The organism is Tepidamorphus sp. 3E244, from assembly GCF_046159835.1.
Taxonomy (GTDB): domain Bacteria; phylum Pseudomonadota; class Alphaproteobacteria; order Rhizobiales; family Tepidamorphaceae; genus JACKJK01.
Window position 1 is genome coordinate 988,586 of sequence record NZ_JBJXCY010000002.1, and the last position, 20,845, is coordinate 1,009,430.

The 20,845-nt window shown below is 65.6% G+C and carries 21 protein-coding genes; 15 read left to right on the forward strand and 6 right to left on the reverse strand.

All coding sequences use genetic code 11. The annotated features are described in order from the left end of the window. Window positions 1–79: 79 nt before the first annotated feature. From ACKTEK_RS13400 to ACKTEK_RS13410, 3 genes are all read left to right on the forward strand, one after another. Window positions 80–1,105 carry a hypothetical protein gene (locus tag ACKTEK_RS13400; protein ID WP_409165795.1) on the forward strand — a complete coding sequence of 342 codons (1,026 nt, stop codon included), beginning with the start codon at window positions 80–82 and terminating at the stop codon, window positions 1,103–1,105. A gap of 75 nt (window positions 1,106–1,180) precedes the next feature. Next, on the forward strand, window positions 1,181–2,119 hold the full coding sequence (locus ACKTEK_RS13405; protein WP_409165796.1) for a DMT family transporter: 939 nt from the start codon (window positions 1,181–1,183) through the stop codon (window positions 2,117–2,119). An 83-nt stretch (window positions 2,120–2,202) separates the two neighbouring features. After that, window positions 2,203–3,870, forward strand: coding sequence for an acyl-CoA dehydrogenase family protein (locus ACKTEK_RS13410; protein ID WP_409165797.1), 1,668 nt, complete (start codon window positions 2,203–2,205; stop codon window positions 3,868–3,870). Window positions 3,871–3,873: 3 nt separating this feature from the next. Here the strand turns inward: ACKTEK_RS13410 and ACKTEK_RS13415 are convergent, their stop codons facing one another. Both ACKTEK_RS13415 and ACKTEK_RS13420 read right to left on the reverse strand, forming a co-directional pair. Then, window positions 3,874–4,797 (reverse strand): EamA family transporter, encoded by a 924-nt coding sequence (locus ACKTEK_RS13415; protein ID WP_409165798.1) that lies wholly within the window; start codon window positions 4,795–4,797, stop codon window positions 3,874–3,876. Window positions 4,798–4,929: 132 nt separating this feature from the next. After that, complete coding sequence (locus ACKTEK_RS13420; protein WP_409165799.1) at window positions 4,930–6,657, reverse strand: murein L,D-transpeptidase; 1,728 nt, start codon at window positions 6,655–6,657, stop codon at window positions 4,930–4,932. 127 nt (window positions 6,658–6,784) lie between these two features. Between ACKTEK_RS13420 and ACKTEK_RS13425 the strand changes: the two genes are divergently transcribed. From ACKTEK_RS13425 to ACKTEK_RS13455, 7 genes are all read left to right on the forward strand, one after another. Further along, window positions 6,785–7,651, forward strand: coding sequence for an SDR family oxidoreductase (locus ACKTEK_RS13425; RefSeq protein ID WP_409165800.1), 867 nt, complete (start codon window positions 6,785–6,787; stop codon window positions 7,649–7,651). 138 nt (window positions 7,652–7,789) lie between these two features. After that, window positions 7,790–7,981, forward strand: a complete 192-nt coding sequence (locus ACKTEK_RS13430) for a twin transmembrane helix small protein (protein WP_409165801.1) — start codon at window positions 7,790–7,792, stop codon at window positions 7,979–7,981. Window positions 7,982–8,007: 26 nt separating this feature from the next. Then, window positions 8,008–8,595, forward strand: a complete 588-nt coding sequence (locus ACKTEK_RS13435; protein ID WP_409165802.1) for a cob(I)yrinic acid a,c-diamide adenosyltransferase — start codon at window positions 8,008–8,010, stop codon at window positions 8,593–8,595. 125 nt (window positions 8,596–8,720) lie between these two features. Continuing rightward, window positions 8,721–9,416 carry a rhomboid family intramembrane serine protease gene (locus ACKTEK_RS13440; RefSeq protein ID WP_409165803.1) on the forward strand — a complete coding sequence of 232 codons (696 nt, stop codon included), beginning with the start codon at window positions 8,721–8,723 and terminating at the stop codon, window positions 9,414–9,416. Between the two features lie 134 nt (window positions 9,417–9,550). Next, on the forward strand, window positions 9,551–10,300 hold the full coding sequence (locus ACKTEK_RS13445) for an electron transfer flavoprotein subunit beta/FixA family protein (protein ID WP_409165804.1): 750 nt from the start codon (window positions 9,551–9,553) through the stop codon (window positions 10,298–10,300). Continuing rightward, on the forward strand, window positions 10,300–11,244 hold the full coding sequence (locus tag ACKTEK_RS13450) for an electron transfer flavoprotein subunit alpha/FixB family protein (protein WP_409165805.1): 945 nt from the start codon (window positions 10,300–10,302) through the stop codon (window positions 11,242–11,244). The genes ACKTEK_RS13445 and ACKTEK_RS13450 overlap by 1 nt, the downstream gene beginning before the upstream one ends. Before the next feature lie 33 nt (window positions 11,245–11,277). Then, window positions 11,278–12,156 carry a 3-hydroxybutyryl-CoA dehydrogenase gene (locus tag ACKTEK_RS13455; protein WP_409165806.1) on the forward strand — a complete coding sequence of 293 codons (879 nt, stop codon included), beginning with the start codon at window positions 11,278–11,280 and terminating at the stop codon, window positions 12,154–12,156. A 44-nt stretch (window positions 12,157–12,200) separates the two neighbouring features. Here ACKTEK_RS13455 and ACKTEK_RS13460 read toward each other — a convergent pair whose 3' ends face one another. Continuing rightward, a complete protein-coding gene (locus ACKTEK_RS13460) occupies window positions 12,201–12,404 on the reverse strand; it encodes a hypothetical protein (RefSeq protein ID WP_409165807.1) in 204 nt (67 codons plus the stop codon). Between the two features lie 149 nt (window positions 12,405–12,553). Between ACKTEK_RS13460 and ACKTEK_RS13465 the strand changes: the two genes are divergently transcribed. Then, window positions 12,554–12,748 carry a hypothetical protein gene (locus ACKTEK_RS13465; protein ID WP_409165808.1) on the forward strand — a complete coding sequence of 65 codons (195 nt, stop codon included), beginning with the start codon at window positions 12,554–12,556 and terminating at the stop codon, window positions 12,746–12,748. 48 nt (window positions 12,749–12,796) lie between these two features. On the opposite strand, the gene tlpA is transcribed toward ACKTEK_RS13465, so the two are convergent. Then, the gene (tlpA, locus tag ACKTEK_RS13470) at window positions 12,797–13,477 is read right to left on the reverse strand and encodes a thiol:disulfide interchange protein TlpA (RefSeq protein ID WP_409165809.1); all 681 of its coding nucleotides are present in this window, start codon (window positions 13,475–13,477) and stop codon (window positions 12,797–12,799) included. A 47-nt stretch (window positions 13,478–13,524) separates the two neighbouring features. On the opposite strand from tlpA, the gene argH reads away from it, so the two are divergent. From argH to ACKTEK_RS13490, 4 genes are all read left to right on the forward strand, one after another. Beyond that, on the forward strand, window positions 13,525–14,925 hold the full coding sequence (argH, locus tag ACKTEK_RS13475; protein WP_409165810.1) for an argininosuccinate lyase: 1,401 nt from the start codon (window positions 13,525–13,527) through the stop codon (window positions 14,923–14,925). Between the two features lie 78 nt (window positions 14,926–15,003). After that, window positions 15,004–15,231 (forward strand): LPS translocon maturation chaperone LptM, encoded by a 228-nt coding sequence (gene lptM, locus ACKTEK_RS13480; protein WP_409165811.1) that lies wholly within the window; start codon window positions 15,004–15,006, stop codon window positions 15,229–15,231. A gap of 76 nt (window positions 15,232–15,307) precedes the next feature. Then, a complete protein-coding gene (gene lysA / locus ACKTEK_RS13485; protein WP_409165812.1) occupies window positions 15,308–16,573 on the forward strand; it encodes a diaminopimelate decarboxylase in 1,266 nt (421 codons plus the stop codon). 126 nt (window positions 16,574–16,699) lie between these two features. Beyond that, entirely contained in the window at window positions 16,700–19,255 is a 2,556-nt protein-coding gene (locus tag ACKTEK_RS13490; protein WP_409165813.1) for a TIGR02302 family protein, read from the forward strand. Window positions 19,256–19,314: 59 nt separating this feature from the next. Here the strand turns inward: ACKTEK_RS13490 and ACKTEK_RS13495 are convergent, their stop codons facing one another. Together ACKTEK_RS13495 and ACKTEK_RS13500 are read right to left on the reverse strand one after the other, a co-directional pair. Further along, window positions 19,315–19,713 carry a response regulator gene (locus tag ACKTEK_RS13495; RefSeq protein ID WP_409165814.1) on the reverse strand — a complete coding sequence of 133 codons (399 nt, stop codon included), beginning with the start codon at window positions 19,711–19,713 and terminating at the stop codon, window positions 19,315–19,317. A 12-nt stretch (window positions 19,714–19,725) separates the two neighbouring features. Continuing rightward, window positions 19,726–20,793 (reverse strand): MJ0042-type zinc finger domain-containing protein, encoded by a 1,068-nt coding sequence (locus tag ACKTEK_RS13500; protein WP_409165815.1) that lies wholly within the window; start codon window positions 20,791–20,793, stop codon window positions 19,726–19,728. Between the last annotated feature and the right edge of the window lie 52 nt (window positions 20,794–20,845).

Consider the following 20,845-nt stretch of genomic DNA (forward strand, 5'->3'; position numbering starts at 1 on the left):
CCCGGTGCGCTGGAGGGCAACCCCCGCAAGGCTGCGGCGTTGCGTATTGGCGTACCGCGAACACGAGGAGACGCGGATCATGAGCGAACTGATTGACCAGCTGCGCAATCTGAGGGCTGCAGCCTATCGCAAACTCACGCAGAATTCGGACTTCAAGGTCCTGATGGAACTGGACCAGATGCTCGCGCGTCTCGATCCCGGCGACACGCCGATGGCGCCGCCCGAAACCCCGGAAGCCGGCAGCCCCGAAAAGGACGACGAGTCCGACGACGACACCGAAGCTGCACCTCCCGAGCCGGACGCAGAGCCACCGCCAATAGCCGCGACAGCCGGTGGCGCGGCGACGACCCTCTCCCGGGCCGACGAGAGCGTGCCCGAGGCGACCCATGCACCTGACGTCACCGCCGAAGCGGATGATGACGGCGCTGCGAGCGATGACGCCGAAGAGGACGACACGTCCGGCGCGGATGTCTTCGCGGCGCAGGCTGGCGACGATCCGGCAGCGACTTCGCAGGCCATGGCCGACGAGGAGTCCGAGGTTGTGGACGTTGAGTCCCTGCCCGACGTCTCCGGTGACGTGCTGGCCGTCAATGTCGAGGACACCGACGAGACGCAGGAGATTGGCGACGACGTGCTGATCGGCGCGGAAGGCGACCTCGCCGATACCGCCTCGCAGGAAACCGCCAAGCCTGCCGCGACGTCTGCCGCATCCGACCTGATCCCCGATGAGGAACTCGACGGGGATACCGATGCGGCGACCGATGCCGACGGCAGCGACACCGATCAGGATGCCGATGTTTTCGGCTCCGAGGAATCGGCGGCGGCCGCCGTGGCCGCGGCCCTGTCGATCACCGGCGAGGAACAAGGTTCCGCGCCGCGCCCGAACCATGCCCGCGAGGCGGCCAAGCCCGCACCGGCTCCGGAACCCGCCCCGGTCGCTCTGGCACCGGAAGAGGACTACGACGCGGCCGCACCGTCCGGCGAAACCGAGTCCAGCGACGCGGCCTACGAATCCGCGCTCAACCGGCTCAATGCGCTGATCGAGCGGGCCTCCCATCGCCTCAAGCGCGATGAAAACGAGCCCAACGGCGCCTCTGCCCTCTAGTCCGGCAAATGTCGGAATGACGTTGAAAAGGGCGTGCCCGCAAGCGGGCGCGCCCTTTCCTTTTGCAGACCTGTCATGCGCAGCGTTCCGGCAGGCTTCGTGCTAAGGCGGGTGATGCGCAAGGACCCGCCAGCCATCGCCGAACCCTCCACCACAGCCGCCCCGCCCGCGGCGCTCGGCCTGCTGTTCATCCTGATCTGGTCGACAGGATTCATCGTGGCGCGCGCGCAGGCCCCCTTCGGCGAGCCGCTGACCTTTGTCGCGCTGCGCTTCGCGCTGGCTGCGCTCTTCTTCGCGATCATCGTCATCGTCACCGGGCGCAGCATGGCGGTTGGCAGGCGGGCTGCCGCCAACAATCTCGTCGCCGGTGCCCTGCTCCACGGCGTCTATCTCGGCTCGGTGTTCTCGGCGATCAACATCGGCATGCCGGTGGGCGTCGCATCCCTCATCCAGTCCACCGCGCCGATCTTCACCGCCGTGCTGGCCGGACCGCTGCTGGGCGAACGGGTGGTCCCGCGCCAGTGGCTCGGCCTGTGCATCAGCCTCGCGGGCGTCGCGCTGACGCTCTCGCCCAAGCTTGGCGAGACCGGCTTCACGCTGCTGCCCATCGCAATTTCGCTGTTCGGGCTGACCGGGCTCGTCTTTGGCGGCTTCTACCAGCGGCTCTACGTCTCCAAGGTCGATCTGCAGGTCGCCAACGTCTACCAGTATGTCGGCGGCACGCTCATCGTCCTGCCGGTGATGTTTGCCTTCGAGACCGTGCGGCTCGTCACCCACCCGGTCTATCTCGCGGCCATGGGCTGGGCCGTCATCGTGCTCTCGGTGGGCGCGTTCTCGCTCTACATCCACTTCCTGCGGCGCGGGGCCGTCACCAAGGCGGCATCGCTGATGTTCCTGGTTCCGGCCATCGCATCGCTTCAGGCGTGGCTGATCTTCGGCGAAACGCTCACCCCGCTGCAGATCACCGGCGGGCTGGTGACGCTTGCGGGCCTCGCGGTCGCCCAGCGCGCCTGACCGGTCAAAACCTGCACAAAAAGGCGCATTGCGCACTGCACAATAAGCGCTAGAGTCGTCTCCAATCAGGATTGGAGCAGACCATGAGCCTTGCCGAAAACACCGATTTCACCGCCGCGACCCCGGACCTCATCAAGGCAGCCGCCGATGCTGCGCATGATCTCGTCGCCGCCGCGAAGGTGAGCGTGCGCGCCATGGTGAGCGCGGACGGCAAGCTGTCGCCGGAGCTTCTGGAGCGCCACCAGCGCGCGACCCATGGCCTCGCCTGGTTCGCAACCTACGAAAACGCCCTGCGCCAGCTTGCCGACTACGGCGAGCGCATGTCGGGAGAAGGCCGCTTCGGCGAGACGGAAGACCTCGTGACCGGGATCGCCGCTGCCGAGTACGCGGCACAGATCGCCGGCGGCATCCCCATGAGCCAGGTAGAGATCGTGCGGCTGGAGGACTTGGGCCTCGGCGAAGCCGAGCGTGCCGCCTTCCTCACCGACGCCGTGAAGGAACTGATCGCCACCCGCAACACACCAGATACCCGCGCCGCCCTCGTCGAGCGGATGACGCAGCAGGACGGCTCCTCGACCGTTGGCGATGCCGGCGTCGACGAGATGATGGAGCAGATCCGCACCGAGATGCGCCGCTTCGGCGATCAGGAAGTCACCCCGCACGCCCACGAGTGGCACCTCGCCAATGCCTACATCCCGATGGAGATCATCGAGAAGATGTCGGAGCTTGGCGTCTTCGGGCTGACGATCCCGGAAGAATTCGGCGGGCTTGGCCTCGGCAAGGAAGCGATGTGCGTCGTCTCCGAGGAACTGTCGCGCGCCTATATCGGCGTCGGCTCGCTGGGCACCCGCTCCGAGATTGCCGCCGAACTCATCCTCGGCGGCGGCACCGATGCGCAGAAGAACGACTACCTGCCGCGCATCGCGTCCGGCGAGATCATCCCGACAGCGGTCTTCACCGAGCCGAACACCGGCTCCGACCTTGCCTCGCTCAAGACGCGCGCCGTGCGCGAGGGCGACACCTACAGGCTGACCGGCCAGAAGACCTGGATCACCCATCCGGTGCGCGCCGACCTGATGACGGTGCTGGCGCGCACCAACCCGGACGAGAAAGGCTATCGCGGCCTCTCCATGTTTCTGGCCGAAAAACCGCGCGGTGATGACGACAATCCCTTCCCCGCCGACGGCATGACCGGCGGCGAGATCGAGGTTCTCGGTTATCGCGGCATGAAGGAGTTCGACATCTCCTTCGACGGGTTCGAGGTTCCCGCCTCAAACCTGCTCGGCGAGGAAGAAGGCCAGGGCTTCAAGCAGCTGATGCAGACCTTCGAGAGCGCCCGCATCCAGACGGCGGCCCGCGCCATCGGCGTTGCGCAGGCAGCGCTGGACCTCGGCATGCGCTACGCGACCGAGCGCACCCAGTTCGGCAAGGCGATCGTCGCCTTCCCGCGCATTTCCGACAAGCTGGCCATGATGGCCGCAGAGATCATGGCGGCGCGCCAGCTGACCTACTTCTCCGCCCGCGAGAAGGACGAGGGCCGCCGCTGCGACCTCGAAGCCGGCATGGCGAAGCTGCTGGGCGCCCGCGTCGCCTGGGCCAATGCCGACAACGCGCTGCAGATCCACGGGGGCAACGGCTTTGCGCTGGAATACCCGGTGAGCCGGGTCCTGTGCGACGCACGCATCCTCAACATCTTCGAAGGTGCCGCCGAGATCCAGGCTCAGGTCATCGCCCGCCGCCTGCTGGACTGACCCTCAGCCCGCCAACTGGACCGCCATCGCACTCGCGGCGATCAGCGCGATGAGCACGATGCGCGCGCCGTTGAGCCGTTCGCCGAAGAACAGCACCCCGAGGATCGCGGCAAACGCGATGGACGTCTCGCGCAGCGCGACGATCTCGCCAAGCTTGGCCAGCCTTGTGGCGACCATCATCGCGCCGAATGTCGTCAGTGCGACGACCGCGCCGAGGAACCCGCGAATGGCGAGTGCCTTCAAGGTCGGCAGCGGCAAGCCGTTGCGCGCCCGGTAGCGCCAGCGTGCCAGTGCGAAGATCGGTGTTGAGAACATCCCCAGCACGAAGAACCACGCAACGAATGTCAGCGGGTCCTCGCCCATGCGGGTGCCCAGCGCGTCGATGTTCATGAAGACCGCCGACATGGCACCGGTCGCGACCGCAGCGATCAGCGCCGCCGTCATGCCGCGCGAGGCGGCCGCGTCGGCGCGCATGTCCCTGAGATTCACGAAGGCGAGCGAGAAGATCGCCCCCGACAGCGCAAACAGCGCGAGCCATTGCAGCAGCGTGAGGTGCTCGGAAAAGGCGACGAACGCGAGAAGCGCCGTCGCGATCGGGCCCGTGCCGCGCGCCACCGGGTAGACCAGCGTGAACGCGCCCATGGAATAGGCGCGTGCCTGCAGCAGCTCGTAGATCATGTGCGCGAGAAAGCTCCAGCTCAGCACGATCCACATCTCGTGGCTCGGCCAGGGCAGGACGAAGAGTGCGAAGGGCAGGACGATCAGGCTGTAGCAGACGTTGATCGCGCCACGGTTGATGTAGGTGTCGATGCCGCCCTTGAAGATGATGCCGAACACCGCGTGCGAGGCGGCAGACAGCAGCACCAGCACGAAGGCCAGAGTTTCCGCCGCCGGCGTGCCTTCAAAGCTGGTGATCCATGAGCTCATCGAAACCGGTCCGGTTGCGCACCGGACCTGCCCGGCGTCATACGCCGGCAAACCGCATTAGCACCGGTTTCGTCAAGCCGTCCGGCGCAAGGGGCCCATGCGCCGGAGGCGTGTCTTGGTTGAGACGCCGGCCTAGCTGGCGCGCTGGCGGGCAGCTTGCAGCGCCTTGTCGAGCGTCTCGTCACGGCCGTAGACGTCGCGGCGGAAGTGCACCGTGCCGTCCTTGTTCACCCATGCGGTGAGGTAGTTGATGTGCACGGGGATCGGCTCCTTGAGACGCACGATGCGCTCCACGCCCTTCGCCTTGATGGCGTCGATCTGCGACTTGCTCATGCCCTGCCGGCCGAGCAGCACGTCTGCCAGGTCGAACGGGTTCTGCACGCGCACGCAGCCATGCGAGAACACGCGCGAGGCTTGGCTGAACAGGCCCTTGGACGGCGTGTCGTGGATGTAGACGTTGAAGCGGTTGGGGAACATGAACTTGATCTGGCCAAGCGCATTGTTGTTGCCCGGCCGCTGCTGGAGTTGCCAGCGGAACGTCTTGGGCGTGATCGAGGCCCAGTTGATCGCGTAGGGATTCACGTCGCGCCCGTCGGACAGCAGCCGGATGTTCTGCTTGTCCAGCACGCCCGGGTCCTTTTTCAGCTTGGGCAGGTATTCCTGCGTCGCGATGGAAAAGGGCACGTTCCAGCTCGGGTTGATGACGATGTACTTCATCATCTCCGAGAAGACCGGCGTGCGGTGATACTTCTTGCCGACGACGGTCAGCGCGGTGTGGATCGTCTTTTCCCGGTCGCCCTGCAATTCCACGACCTTCAGGAACTGGTCGGCGAGATTGACGAAGACATAAAAGTCGCCGGGCTTGTCCTGCATCCAGCGGCGGCGTTCCATGTTGAGCTCGATCTGGCGAACGCGCTCGTCCACGGTGACGTTCAGTTCGGCCAGCGTGTTGGGCCCGACGGCCCCGTCGATTTCCAGCCCGTGACGTTCCTGGAAGACCTTGAGGGCCTCCATCAGCGCCCCGTTGAACGTGTCGCCACTATGGGCGCCGGGCGCGAGGAAACCGGCCACTTCCAGCCGCTTGCGCAGCACCGGAACGCGGACCGGGTCGAGCATGCCTTCCTTCAGCGTCTCGCCTTCCGGCACCATCGGCCAGCCGCCGACGGCGGCAAGCTGGCGGAAAACCGCGAGCGCGGAGCGAAGCCGCGCGTATTGCGCGGTCTTCGGCTCGAAGCCGAGCGTTGCATAGGCAACGATGTCGTTGGCATCGCGAACGCCGGTGAGAACCTTCATCGGGTCGGGAACCTCGGGGAAGATCGCAAGTTCGGCGTTGATCTTGGCCGGCTCGATGCGCCCTGCCGCCAGGTGGCGGGTATAGTCGAGCAGCGCTGTCGACAGGCCGACCTCGAGGTTGGCGAGGTCGGGCACCAGCTCCGCGTTCAGCAGGTTGCCGAGCGTGCCGGCGTTGTAGTCGTCGGGGTCCAGCACATCGAGATTTGCCGTGCGCAGGATCTCGACCATAGTCACCGCCTTCTGGCTGGCGGCGGACCCGTCCACCCACAGGGCCGGGTTGGAAGGGTCGGAATAATATTCTGCCAGCACGGGCAAGTGCCTGTCCTGCCCGCCGCCTTCATTGCGCTGGGCCAGCACGGCAAGAATGGATTCGCGGAACGGATCGAACTCGGCCTCGGCCAGTTCCTCCGACAAGGCCTCGTCGCTCGGCGCGGCCGCGCCTTGGGTCTGGGCCGGCGCGATGCGCGGCTGCAAGACGATGAAGATCGTCGTCAGCATGGCGAGAAGCACGCCGAACCGAAGCTTTTCGGGGAACTCGTGAGCGAACGTGCGGGCAAGGGATATCATGCGTATCCTCCAACGGGCAGTTGACGCACCGGGAGGGTACCAGCAGGGACGCGGGTGGCAAGCCTTCGCGCGCAAATTGTGAAACCGCCACTTGTGGCCGAACCGGCCCCGGAGTACGCAACCGCCGATGACAGACACCGCGACCACCTCGTCCCCCTCCCGATCCATCCTCATAACCGGCTGCTCCACGGGCATCGGCCATGCCTGCGCGCATGGCCTGAAGGCGCGGGGCTGGCGCGTGTTCGCCGCCGCCCGCAAGGCCGAGGACGTGGCGCGCCTTTGCGGCGAAGGGCTGGAAGCCGTTCGCATCGACTACACCGACGCCGACAGCATCGGGACCGGCCTTGCCGAGGTGCTTCAGGCAACCGGCGGGCGGCTCGATGCGCTGTTCAACAACGGTGCCTATGGCCAGCCCGGCGCGCTGGAGGACATCACGCCCGAGGTCATGCGGCTGCAGATGGAAACCAACTTCCTCGGCTGGCACGACCTGACCCGCCGGGTGATTCCCATCATGCGGGCGCAAGGGTCGGGCCGAATCGTCAATTGCGGCTCGGTGCTCGGCTTCATCGCCATGAAGTATCGCGGCCCCTACACCGCCTCGAAATACGCGCTGGAGGGTTATTCGGAGACGTTGCGGCTGGAACTGCACGATGCCGGCATCCACGTCAGCCTCATCGACCCCGGCCCCATCGGCACGAACTTCACCAAGAACGCGACCGACGCGTTCCGCAACAATGTCGCCATCGAGGAGTCGGTCTTCGCCGTGAAATACCGCCGGCGTCTGGAATTCCTGAACAGCGGCGGCTCGAAATCCCGTTTCAAGCTGGGCCCGGAAGCGGTGCTGGACAAGCTCGTCCACGCACTCGACAGCCGCAATCCGAAGGTCCGATACAAAGTGACATTGCCGACGCACGGCCTCTCCTTTCTCAAGCGCATCCTGCCCTCGCGCACCTTCCTTGCGCTTCTGCGCCGGCTGTCGGATGCCGAAACCTGAGTCGCCCCTGCGGCGCCGTGGCGCGCAGGGTTCGGGTCGTGTTGCGCGGTGCAACGCGCTATGTGAACCCGTGATCGTCAGGCCGGGTGGCAGCGATGCGCGCTGCAAGCCCGCCTCCTTGCAAGGACCACCGAGAGAATGAACGTCTTGTCCGATATCGTGCTTCCCGTCGCGCTCGTCGCCGTTGCGCTCGTGCTGCTGGCGGGATTGTGGAACATGATGCGCGGCGGCAGTGCCAACCGCTCCCAGAGCCTGATGCGCTGGCGCGTCGGCCTGCAATTCGTGGCGATCGTCATCGCCATGGCTGCGCTCTACTTCGCCAAGGGCTGAACGCCCAAAACCCGCCGGAACCACACATGGTCAAGCTCAACAAGATCTACACCCGCACTGGCGACGACGGCTCGACGGGGCTTGGCGACGGCCAGCGCCGCCGCAAGTACGACCTGCGCGTTGCCTCCTACGGCACGGTGGATGAGGCCAACGCGGCCATCGGCATGGCGCGGCTCTCGACCTCCAGCGACACGGGCCAGTCGACGCTGGATGCGATCCTCGGGCGCATCCAGAACGACCTGTTCGACCTTGGTGCCGACCTCTGCACGCCGGATACCGGCCGCGACCTCGGATACGAACCGCTGCGCATCGTCGATGCTCAGGTGAAGCGCATCGAGACCGAGATCGACACGCTCAACGCCGATCTCGAGCCGCTCAAGTCCTTCGTGCTGCCCGGCGGGTCACCTGCCGCAGCCCACCTTCACCTCGCCCGCACCATCGCGCGGCGCGCCGAGCGCCAGATGACGCAGTTGGCCGTCGCCGAGGGCGAGCACGTGAGCGCAGCCGCGCTGCAATACATCAACCGCCTCTCCGACCTGCTCTTCGTGGCCGCCCGCTGGGCCAACCTGTCCGCCGGCGGTGACGTGCTCTGGGTGCCGGGCGCCAACCGCTGATGGCTGCCCAACCGCGCTTCGTGCTGCAATGCGGTGACATTCTGTCGCAGCGCGATTAAGACAGATGCGGCTCGCGCTTTCGGGCGCGCCGCGAGTGCCCTCTTCGAAACGGTCTTCAAGCGCGCATGTTCATTCCGCTCAGTGACACGAACCCGCTCCGCCACCTGCCCTTCCAGTACGTGACGGTCGGCCTGATCGCGACCAACTTCCTCGTCTTTCTCGTCTTCCAGTCCGGCATGGTGTTCAACGCCATGGAGGCCGCCGCCTACGGTTTCGGCATGACACCGGCGCTCTACAACGACGTGGCCGAGCTGCCCCCCGGCTTCCTCGCCGCGCCTGACGCCATGACGCTGATCACTTACCAGTTCCTGCACGGCGGCTGGATGCACCTGATCTCCAACATGCTGTTTCTCTGGGTCTTCGGCGACAACGTGGAAGACGCGATGGGTCATGCCCGCTTCCTGATCTTCTACCTGCTCTGCGGCATTGCTGGTGCCTATGCGCACCTGCTCGTCATGCCGGCGTCGGAATCCCCGCTCGTCGGCGCGAGCGGCGCGGTCGCCGGCATCATCGGCGCCTACCTGGTGCTGCATCCGCGTGTGAAGGTGTGGATCCTGTTCCTTGGCCGCCTGCCGCTGCGCATCCCCGCGCTTTATGTTCTCGGTGGCTGGATCGTGCTGCAGTTCGTCTCCATCGCCTTCACACTGGATGAGCAGGTCGCCTTCTGGGCCCATGTGGGCGGTGCGGCAGCCGGGATGATCCTCGTCGTTTTGATGCGCCGCCCCGGTGTTCCCCTGTTCGACCGCGGACTGGTGCGGTGAATACCCGAAGGCTTACGTTGACAAGGGTTTGACCGCGCGACTACGGTCCCGCCTCACATATGCCGCCGGGCCTGCCGGTGGCCGATCTTGTTGCAGTGCACGACTGCCCTTGTTCGGGAGCTAGAAGGCCAGCCATGAAAGTACTCGTCCCGGTCAAACGGGTCGTCGACTACAACGTGAAGATCCGCGTCAAGGCGGACGGTTCTGGTGTCGACCTCGCCAACGTGAAGATGTCCATGAACCCCTTCGACGAAATTGCCGTCGAAGAGGCGATCCGCCTGAAGGAAAAGGGCGTCGCGACAGAAATCATCGCCGTGTCAATCGGACCGGCCCAGGCGCAGGAAACCATTCGCACGGCGCTGGCCATGGGTGCCGACCGCGGCATCCTCATCAAGGTCGATGACACGGTCGAGCCGCTCGCCGTCGCCAAATTGCTGAAGGGTGTCGTCGAGGCGGAAGATCCCGGCCTCGTGATCCTCGGCAAGCAGGCGATCGACGACGACGCCAACCAGACCGGCCAGATGCTGGCGGCCCTGCTTGGCCGCGCGCAGGGCACGTTTGCCTCCAAGATCGAGGTCCAGGGCGACAAGCTCGCCGTGACCCGCGAGATCGACGGCGGCCTGCAGTCCATCGAACTGAAGATGCCGGCAATCGTGACGACGGACCTGCGCCTCAACGAGCCGCGCTACGCGTCCCTGCCCAACATCATGAAGGCGAAGAAGAAGCCGATCGACGAGAAGACGCCGGACGATTACGGCGTCGATGTCTCGCCGCGCCTTTCGGTCGTGAAGACCGTCGAGCCGCCCGCACGCGAAGCCGGCGTGAAGGTGGAATCGGTGTCCGAACTCGTCGACAAGCTCAAGAACGAAGCGGGAGTGATCTGATGACGACCCTGCTGGTTGCCGAACATGCCGGCGGTGCGCTGAACGACGCCACCGCCAAGACCGTATCCGCCGCCGCGAAGATGGGTGGCGACATTCACGTGCTGGTGGCCGGCGCGGACCCAAAGTCCGCCGCCGAGGAAGCCGCCAAGCTGGAAGGCGTCGCGAAGGTTCTCGTCGCCACCGGCGAGCACTATGCCCATCGCCTTGCCGAGCCGCTGGCCGACCTGGTCGTCTCGCTGGCCGGCGACTATGACGCCATCGTCGCCCCGGCGACCACGTCGGGCAAGAACGTGATGCCGCGCGTCGCGGCCCTGCTTGATGTGATGCAGATTTCCGATGTCACCGCCGTTGAATCCGGCGACACCTTCGAGCGGCCGACCTATGCCGGCAACGCGATCCAGACGGTGAAGTCGAATGACGCCAAGAAGGTCGTCACCGTGCGCGCCACGGCCTTCCCGGCAGCCGGTGAAGGCGGCAGTGCTTCCATTGAGGATGTCGATGCCCCGGCAGACAGCGGCCTGTCGACCTTCGTCAGCGAAGAGCTGACCAAGTCGGACCGCCCGGAACTGGCCTCAGCCCGCATCGTCGTGTCCGGCGGTCGCGGACTTGGCTCCAACGAAGCCTTCGGCAAGTATATCGAGCCGATCGCCGACAAGCTGGGCGCTGCCATCGGCGCCAGCCGCGCCGCGGTCGACGCCGGCTACATGTCGAACGATTACCAGGTCGGGCAGACCGGCAAGGTCGTCGCCCCGGAACTCTACATCGCCGCGGGCATCTCCGGTGCGATCCAGCACCTCGCCGGCATGAAGGATTCCAAGGTGATCGTCGCGATCAACAAGGACGAGGAAGCACCGATCTTCCAGGTTGCCGACTACGGCCTCGTGGCGGACCTCTTCGAGGCGCTGCCCGAACTGGCCAAGGAACTCGAAAGCAGGGGATACTGACCCGGTTCAGGCCGGACAGCGGATAGCAGGACCATGGTAGAAATTCGCAAGATCGGCGTCATCGGCGCCGGGCAGATGGGCAACGGGATCGCGCATGCCTGCGCATTGTCGGGTTTCGACGTCCTGCTGAACGACCAGACACCGGACCAGATCAACGCCGGGCTCGCCACGATCAACGGCAACATGGCGCGCCAGGTTTCCCGCGAGCTGATCTCCGAGGACGATCGCAAGGCAGCCCTCGAGCGCATCCAGCCTGCCGAAACCCTCTCCGACCTGTCGGAGATGGACCTCGTTATCGAGTCCGCTGTCGAGAACGAGGAGATCAAGCGCACGATCTTCAAGCAGCTGTGCCCGCTGCTTCGCCCCGAGGCGATCCTGGCGACCAACACGTCCTCGATCTCCATCACGCGGCTGGCCTCCATCACGGACCGGCCCGAGCGCTTCCTCGGCATCCACTTCATGAACCCGGTTCCGCTGATGCAGCTGGTGGAACTGGTGCGCGGCATCGCGACCGAGGACGAGACCTTCGACGCCGCCAAGGTGTTTGTCGACAAGCTCGGCAAGACCGCGACGGTGGCCGAGGATTTCCCCGCCTTCATCGTCAACCGCATCCTGCTGCCGATGATCAACGAGGCCGTCTACACGTTGTATGAAGGTGTCGGCTCGGTGGAAGCCATCGACAACGCCATGAAGCTCGGCGCCAACCACCCGATGGGCCCGCTTCAGCTGGCCGATTTCATCGGTCTGGATACCTGCCTGTCGATCATGCAGGTGCTCTATGACGGGCTGGCCGACAGCAAGTATCGCCCCTGCCCGCTGCTGGTGAAATATGTCGAGGCCGGCTGGCTTGGCCGCAAGACGCAGCGCGGCTTCTACGACTATCGCGGCGAGACACCGATCCCGACGCGCTAGGCCTGTCCTTTAGGAAAATTCGTCCGGACATCCGGCAGGCGCGATCACTGCATCGCGACGAAGCCGATTCCGTAGATCGCGCAGACCACCGCCAGTGCCGCAAAGGCGCGCACGGCGATTTTCGGGTCTTCCTGGCGCGGTTTGCGCATGCGGATTTTCACGTTGCGCTTGAGACGATGCGTCAGCACCCGGGCGTGCCGTGCACGCCGGTTTGCGGCCATCGTTTCAAGGTAGCGCCTGTTCTCCATTCCTGCGGTCCGTTGCGCGACTTGCCGGAAAACTACCGAACTTTTCCGGTGCATCGCCAAGTATCCGCGACAATGGAATAACACACCCTTAACTTGCGGCCGCGATAGTGCGCGTAACCATCGAACCTCGGCGGAAGGACACCGCAAAAATGGACGCAGCAGCAATCGCAACAGCGCTCGTGGCAGGCCAGCAGGCCCAGGTTGCCACCGCTGCGGGTGCCAAGATGGTGAAGATGAACGCCGAGGCCGCGCAGGCCCTCGTCGCGCTGGTTCAGGAAAACGCCGAAAACCTGCAGGCCCTTGTTGCCGAAGGCTCCGGCGGAAACCTCGACATCACCGTCTGACGGCAGTCGCTCGAAAGTCGGAAATCCCACAGAATCAGGCTGGCTGCCCTAGTTGCCGGTGACCGCTGCGCGGATCAGTTCCAGCGCCTCGCGCGAATCCCATTCCGCCGGCCCTGCCATCGTGCCCAGTTCACAGCCTGTCTCGTCGATCAGCACCGTCGTGGGCATACCGAACGCGCGGCCGTAGGACTTCAGGTCGCGAAAGATCTGCATCGAGTTGTCGGCGTAGAAGGTGAGTTCGGTGACCCCGACCTCCTCGAGGAAATCGCGCGCCTTTTCCGGGTTGCGCGTATCGACATTGACCGCCACCACCTCGAACCGGTCACCGCCCAGCGTGCCCTGCAGTCGGTCGAGCGCCGGCATCTCCTTGCGGCACGGCGCGCACCACGTCGCCCACAGGTTGAGCAGGATGGCGCGGCCCTTGAAATCAGCCAGCGTCACGTCGCGTCCGTCTGCCGTCTTGAAGGCCAGCGGCGGCAGCGGCTGCGGCGCCTTGGGCACCAGCAGGGCTGCGACCTCACCCGTCGCACGCGAGGAGACAGCCGCCATGCGTTGGTCGTCCGCTGCGCAGGCCTGCTGCCCGACATTGCGTTCGCCCGAGGTGAATGCGTATATCACCGCGCCCAGCGTCAGCACGAGGATCAGCGCGCCGCCCATCATGCGGCGCCTGCGGTGATAATCCGCCTCGGCCGCCTTCAGTTCGTTGAGGTCTGGGTCCTGGGTCGGCATCAAGAGTTCCGGCCTTTCGCTACGTGTTGATATTCGGAGTTCGCTGCATGAGCAACAAGATGTGGGGCGGCCGCTTTTCCAGCGGCCCGGACGCGCTGATGGAGGCGATCAACGCTTCCATCGACTTTGACCAGCGCCTCTACGCGCAGGACATCGCCGGTTCGCGCGCCCATGCCGCCATGCTCGCGGACAAGGGCATCATATCCTCCGAAGATGCCGACGCGATCAATCACGGCCTCAACACGATCCTGTCAGAAATCGAGGCCGGCACCTTCTCGTTCTCCCGTGCGCTGGAGGACATCCACATGAACGTGGAGTCCCGGCTGGCCGAGCTGATCGGCCCCGCCGCCGGCCGCCTGCACACCGCGCGCTCGCGCAACGACCAGGTCGCAACCGACTTCCGTCTCTATGTCCGCGACTGCATAGACAGACTTGATGGCGCACTTGCGGCCTATCAAGAAGCCCTTGCAAACAAGGCCCTGCAACATTTCGACGCGGTGATGCCGGGTTTCACGCATTTGCAGAGCGCGCAGCCCGTGACGTTCGGTCACCACATGCTAGCTTATGTCGAGATGGCCGACCGTGACCGGGGCCGCTTCGCCGATGCCCGCAAGCGCGTGAACATTTCGCCGCTGGGCGCCGCGGCCCTTGCCGGAACCTCGTTCCCCATTGACCGGGAGGCGACGGCCTCCGCACTCGGCTTCTCCGCGCCCATGGCGAACTCGCTCGATGCCGTTTCGGCCCGCGATTTCGTGCTGGAGACGCTGGCTGCCGCCTCGATCTGCGCGATCCACCTGACGCGTTTTGCCGAGGAAATCGTGATCTGGTCCTCGGCTCAGTTCCGGTTCGTCTCGCTGACCGATGCCTTCTCGACCGGCTCCTCCATCATGCCGCAGAAGCGCAACCCGGATGCCGCCGAACTGGTGCGCGCCAAGGCCGGCCGCATCGTCGGCGCTCTGGTCGCGCTGTCCACGGTGATGAAGGGCCTTCCGCTCGCCTATTCCAAGGACATGCAGGAAGACAAGGAACCGGCCTTCGACGCGCTGGATGCCATCGAATTGGCGATCCTTGCCATGACCGGCATGGTCGACGACATGACCCCCAATCTCGATGCCATGCGCAAGGCCGCGGGCGCGGGCTTTTCCACCGCCACCGACATTGCCGACTGGCTGGTGCGCGAAAAGGGGATGCCCTTCCGCGATGCCCACCACGTCACCGGGCGCGTCGTCGCGCTGGCCTCGGAAAAGGGCGTGGAGCTTGAAGACCTCACCGACGAAGACTTCGCCGGCATCGATGCAAGCCTCGACCCGGCCATCCGCGAGGTGCTAGGCGTCGACAAGTCGGTCGCCAGCCGCGTCAGCCTTGGCGGCACGGCGCCGGAAAACGTCCGCGCACAGGCTGAAGCCTGGCTGCAACGCCTCGAGGGAACGGGCGCGCAGGCGGGGTAAGGTGTTTCTTTTCGCCGTCCATTCGTGCTAACCGAAATGGACGTGGTTTCGGGTGGGGCCACCCGTTTCGGACAGGGGATGAGTATTTCCGTGTTTCAGGTCGTGATGCACTCTCGCGCGCTGCGCGTCGCGGGCTTGGCGCTGGCGGTTTCCGCCGGCCTGTCTGTCGGTGCCTGTGGCCGCCGTGGCGACCTCGAGCCGCCGCCCGGCGTGGAAAATCCCGCACCGCCCCCCGGCACCGTGCGCGAAGCCCCGGCAGAGGGCGAGCGCCCGAACAAACCGTTTGTTCTCGACGGGCTTCTCTGACGCCGGCTGAGCCCAACCGGCACGCGGTTCTTCTTCAAAGCATTCAAGTTTCTTCTAGCGCACGGGGCATACGGCCATGCACCACTTCGCCTATCGCGACGGCGTCCTGCATGCCGAGGACGTGAACCTGGAAGACATCGCCCGCGATGTCGGCACTCCGTTCTATTGCTATTCGACCGCAACCCTGACGCGGCACTACCGGGTGTTCGAAGAGGCGTTCTCCGGCCTCGACACCCTGATCTGCTACGCCATGAAGGCCAACTCCAACCAGGCCGTGCTGGCGACGCTGGCAAGCCTCGGCGCCGGCATGGACGTGGTCTCCGAAGGTGAACTGCGCCGCGCGCTGGCAGCCGGTGTCCCAGCAGATCGAATCGTCTTTTCCGGCGTCGGCAAGACCGACCGCGAACTGGCGCTGGCGCTGGAAACCGGCATCCACTGCATCAACATCGAGTCCGAAGCGGAGCTCGACGCGCTTTCGGCTGTCGCCTCTGCCATGGGCAAGGACGCGCCGGTCTCCTTCCGCATCAACCCGGACGTGGACGCGCGCACCCACGCGAAGATTTCCACCGGCAAGAAGCAGGACAAGTTCGGCATCGCCTATGCCCGCGCCCGCGAGGTCTATGCCCGCGCCGCCACGCTTCCGGGCATCCGCGTCGTTGGCGTAGACATGCATATCGGCAGCCAGATCGTCGAACTCGACCCGTTCGATTCCGCCTTCGAGCGCCTGACCGACCTTATCGGCGCGCTGCGCGAGGATGGTCACGAGATCGAGCATGTCGATCTCGGCGGCGGTCTTGGCATTCCCTACCAGGAGGCCGTCCAGCCGCCGCCGGACCCGGGCGCCTATGCAGCCGTCGTGCGCCGCCACGTCGAGCCGCTCGGCTGCAAGGTGGTGTTCGAGCCGGGCCGCATGATCGCGGGCAATGCCGGCATTCTCGTCTCGCAGGTGATCTTCAACAAGACCGGCGACACCCGCGACTTCCTCATCGTCGATGCCGCCATGAACGACCTCGTGCGCCCGACGCTCTACGACGCCCACCACGACATCAAGCCGGTGCGCCAGCGGGACAGCAACGCGCCCCGCGCCCGCTACGACGTCGTCGGCCCGGTCTGCGAATCGGGCGACTATCTCGCCCTCGACCGCGAACTGGTGGCGATGGAACGCGGCGACCTGATCGCCGTCATGAGTGCCGGCGCCTATGGCGCGGTGCAGGCCTCCACCTACAATTCGCGGCCCCTCGTGCCGGAAGTCCTCGTCAACGGCGCGCAATATCATGTCGTGCGGCCACGGCCCTCGCCGGAAGACCTGATCGCGCTGGATTCCGTACCCGATTGGCTGTGACGCCCCCGTTCGGCAAACAATCGTGATCGGCCGATTTGCCATTCGCGTTGCCGGATAGCCGCCACATTCCATATGCTAACCTTGCGGGCGCTGCCGCACGGGCGCGGCGGCCTCACGGAAAGCTTGATGGCGAACGATTCGCACGGCACAGATCCCCGGTTTGACGAGAGCGAGGATGACCGCTCGCTGACGCGCCGCGTTTCGCTGGCGCTGGCTGCCGCGCGCGCGAACATCGCGTGGGAGCGCTTCTGGCCCGCCATCCTGCCCGCGCTTGGCGTGCTGGCCGCGTTCTGCATCGTCTCGTGGCTCGGCCTGTGGTCGATGCTGTCGCCGTGGGTCCGCATTGGCCTCGTCGCAGCCTTCGGCATCGCATTCCTTGCAAGCCTCTTTCCACTCGTGCGCGTGCGCCTGCCCGGTGCGGGCGATGCCGTGCGCCGCGTGGAAACCACCACCAAGCTCCGCCACCGGCCGATTTCCTCGCTGCGCGACACCCTGTCGGGTGACGTGTCAGATGAAGCGCGCGTGCTCTGGGATGCCCATCGCCGCCGCACCGCCGATACCATCGGCCGCCTGAGCGCCGGCACGCCGGACCCGCGTGTTGCCGAGCGCGATCCGTTTGCGCTGCGTGCCATCGTGGTGCTGCTCTTCGTCATTGCCGCGGCCTATGCCGGCAGCAACCGGTTCGAGCGCATCGCGCAGGCCTTCATGTCGCCGGGCGCACAGCTTGCCGCCGCCGTGCGTCTCGATGCCTGGGTCTCGCCCCCTTCCTACACGTCGCGTCCGCCCGTCCTGCTCACCGGCGCGCCGGGGCAGGACACGATCATCACCGTTCCCGCAGGCAGCAACCTCGTCGTGCGCTCGCAAGAAACCGACGGTGTCTCGCTGGTCTGGACGCCGGATGAAGGCGCCGACGAAACCTTCGTTGCCGAGCGCTCCGACACCGATGCCCGCGTCGCCGAGATTTCCTATGCGCTGAAGGCGAGCGGCACCGCCGAGATTCGCCGTGGCTCCAACCGCGTGGCCCTGTGGCGCTTCGAGACCATCGGCGACATGGCGCCCTCCATCGAACTGACCAAGGAGCCCGAGGCACTGGCCTCCGGCGCGCTGCGTCTCGTCTACGAGGTGAAGGACGATTATGGCGTCATCTCCGCCAAGGCGCGCATTGTCGCAGCCGATGCTGCGGCCAATGCCGAGCCGCTGGTTCCCGCGCCCGATTTCGACCTGACGCTGCCGCAGCTTCGCGCCCGGCAGGGGTCTGCGCAGACAGTCAAGGACCTTACCGCCCATCCTTGGGCCGGCGCGGAAGTGATCCTTACGCTGGAAGCCGGTGACGATGCCGAGCAAAGCGGCCTGTCGGATCCGACCCGCTTCACCCTGCCCGCCCGCCAGTTCCGCGAGCCGCTGGCCCGCGCCCTCGTGGAGCAGCGCCGCAACCTCGCGCTCGACCGCACGCAGGCCCGAAGCGTGTGGCGCGCGCTGGAACTCCTGGCCTTGGCGCCCGATGAATTCGACATCCGCACGCCGGTCTATCTTGGCCTGCGCTCTGCCGCCTATCGCCTGCGGCTCGCCCGCGACGACGACGGCCTGCGTGACGTGGTGGACCTGCTGTGGGAAATGGCGTTGTCCATCGAGGACGGTGACCTGTCCGACGTCGCCCGCGACCTGCGCGCCGCGCAAGAAGCCCTCCAGAACGCACTTGAGAACAACGCCTCGGACGAGGAGATTGCCCGCCTCGTGGACGAGCTGCGCCAGGCGCTGAACCAGTTCATGCAGGAAATGGCGCGCCGGATGCAGGACCCCGGCAACATCACCGAGATGCCGAACATGGAGAACCTGCAGACGGTAACGCCGCAGGATCTCAACAAGATGCTGGACAGCATCGAGAACATGGCCCGCTCCGGCGCCCGCGACCAGGCGCAGCAACTCCTGAGCGAGTTGCGCAACATGCTGGAGAGCCTGCGCGCCGGCCAGATGCCGCAGAGCGCCCAGCAGCAGCAGATGCAGCAATCGCTGGAGGAGCTCGCCGACATCATCCGCCGCCAGCAGGAACTGATGGACCAGACGTTCCGCCAGAACCAGCAAAACCAGCAGGGCCAGATGAACCAGGACGGCCAGCAGGGTCAGCAGGGCCAACCCGGCGACCGGCAGGGCCAGATGATGCCCGGCCAGGGCGGCCAGCAGGGTGGTCAGCCGCAACTGCGTGACGGTGCACCGGCGGAACTTGAGGGCCTGGAACGCGCCCAGCGCGAACTGCGCGAGCAACTTGCCGAGATGATGCGCCGCATGCAGGAATCCGGGCACAACGGCCAGGAACAGTTTGGGCGTGCCGGCGATTCCATGGGCAATGCCGAAGGAGCGCTCGGAGAGGGCGAAACCGGCAGCGCGGTGCAGGAACAGGCGCAGGCGCTGGAAGCCTTGCGCAACGGTGCCCAGCAGTTGGCCGAGCAACTGGCGCAGTCCATGGGCATGGACGGCCAGAACGGTCAGGCGCGCGGCGATGTCGACCCGATGGGCCGGCCCAACCGCACGCAAGGCCCCGACCTCGGCAACACCGTGCAGGTGCCCGACGAGATCGACGCCGCGAGGGCGCGCCAGATTCTGGAAGAACTGCGTCGCAGGCTTTCCGATACCGAGCGCCCGCGCCTGGAACGCGATTACCTGGAACGTCTGCTGGGGCGATAAGGCTTCAGGCCGGAAGAGTCAGGCCGAGGTATCACGCCGCAAGTGCCAGCCCGGAAGCGTCAGGCACTCAGGGCGCTCTGTTCCTGCGACATCGACCCTTCAAGCGCGGCATTCACCCGCTTGCTGATCTCGGCCAGCGTGAACGGCTTCTGGATCACATCGCAAATCAGCGATTCAAGCCCGTGCGCACGCTCGCGCTGGTGAGCATAGCCGGTCATCAGGACAATCGGCAGGTCCGGCCACTCGCGCGCCACGTTGAGCGCAAGCGCGATCCCGTCCATCACCGGCATCTGAATATCCGTCAGCAGCAGGTCGGTCGCGTGCGCGCGCTCGCGCAGCACGTCCAGCCCTTCGCCGCCATCCATGGCGGTCGTGACTTCGTGCCCGTCGCGCTCCAGGGCGCGCGCCACGAAACTGCGAACGGAATCATCGTCTTCGACAAGCACAATACGCGCCATTGTGGTCCCCGCTTATTTCAGTCCCACCCGGACACCGTCCGGATCGATAAAGCGTGCCGCAACCCCTGTTGCCGCACGCGGCGGTGCACTCAATACGCTTTTGAACTTCAGCAATTCGCCCGGATAAAGCCGCTGAATGTCCGGCCTGACCGTCCAGAAATAGACTTCCTGACCATCAATTGACGTCAAAGATAGGCGAACAGGCGGAACTGTCACCTCTTTGTCGGTCACATTTCTGATCCCGCCTGCAATACGCAATACGGGAATGCCGTCCTCGATGGACTGCTCCGGGTCCAGGTCTTCAAATTCCAACCCGCGCAGGTTGATGCTCATGCCGGCCATGGCATAGAGCCCGGCCATCGAGGGGATCGTGCGGACAATGCCCTCGCGGTACATGATCCCCGCGCCGATCAACATTACCATGGCAGCCACGGCTGCGTATTTGGCGACGCGAACCTTCGACCCACCTTCGGAGGTCCCGCGCTTCTTCAGGAAGCGCGCCGCCGCCCCGCGTGCACGCGATGCCGCCTCGATCGAGACGACATCCTCGCTGTCGGTGTCCTCGGCCTCGTCGACGATCTGTGCGCCGTCGCGTTCTGCCTCGTCATCCTCGTCGATTTCCACCGCTTCGAGGTCGATATCGCTGCTCTCGACGGCCTCGATCCCGGGAACCTGAATGTCGACGAGGTCCAGATCGTTTTCCTCGCCCTCGACCGTCATCGGGTCAGCGCCATACTCGACCGGAAGGTTCGGCTCGGCGTCTGTTTCCGTGTCAAAGTCTGCCGTGACGTCGGGCTCGGCATCCTCGTCGGCCGCCATGTCCCAGTCGTCGCCGTCTTCGTAGCTGGCCACCTGGACCGTGTCCGGACCCGATGCGGCGACGTCAGCCGTATCCTCGCCCGCTTCCTGCTCTATGTCGTCGGCAACGACATTCGCCTCTTCCGCCACCGGGTGTTCTTCGGTCGGCAGCGCGTACCACGTCTCCTTGCACCGGGCGCACTTCACCGTACGTCCGGTTTCGGGAAAGGCGACATGATCCACGTTGTAGTCTGTCGCGCAGTTGGGGCAGGTGATTATCATGGCGAATCGGTCAGCGTGCTGGCTGTCCGAGCCTAGGAACGAAAGCGTTAAC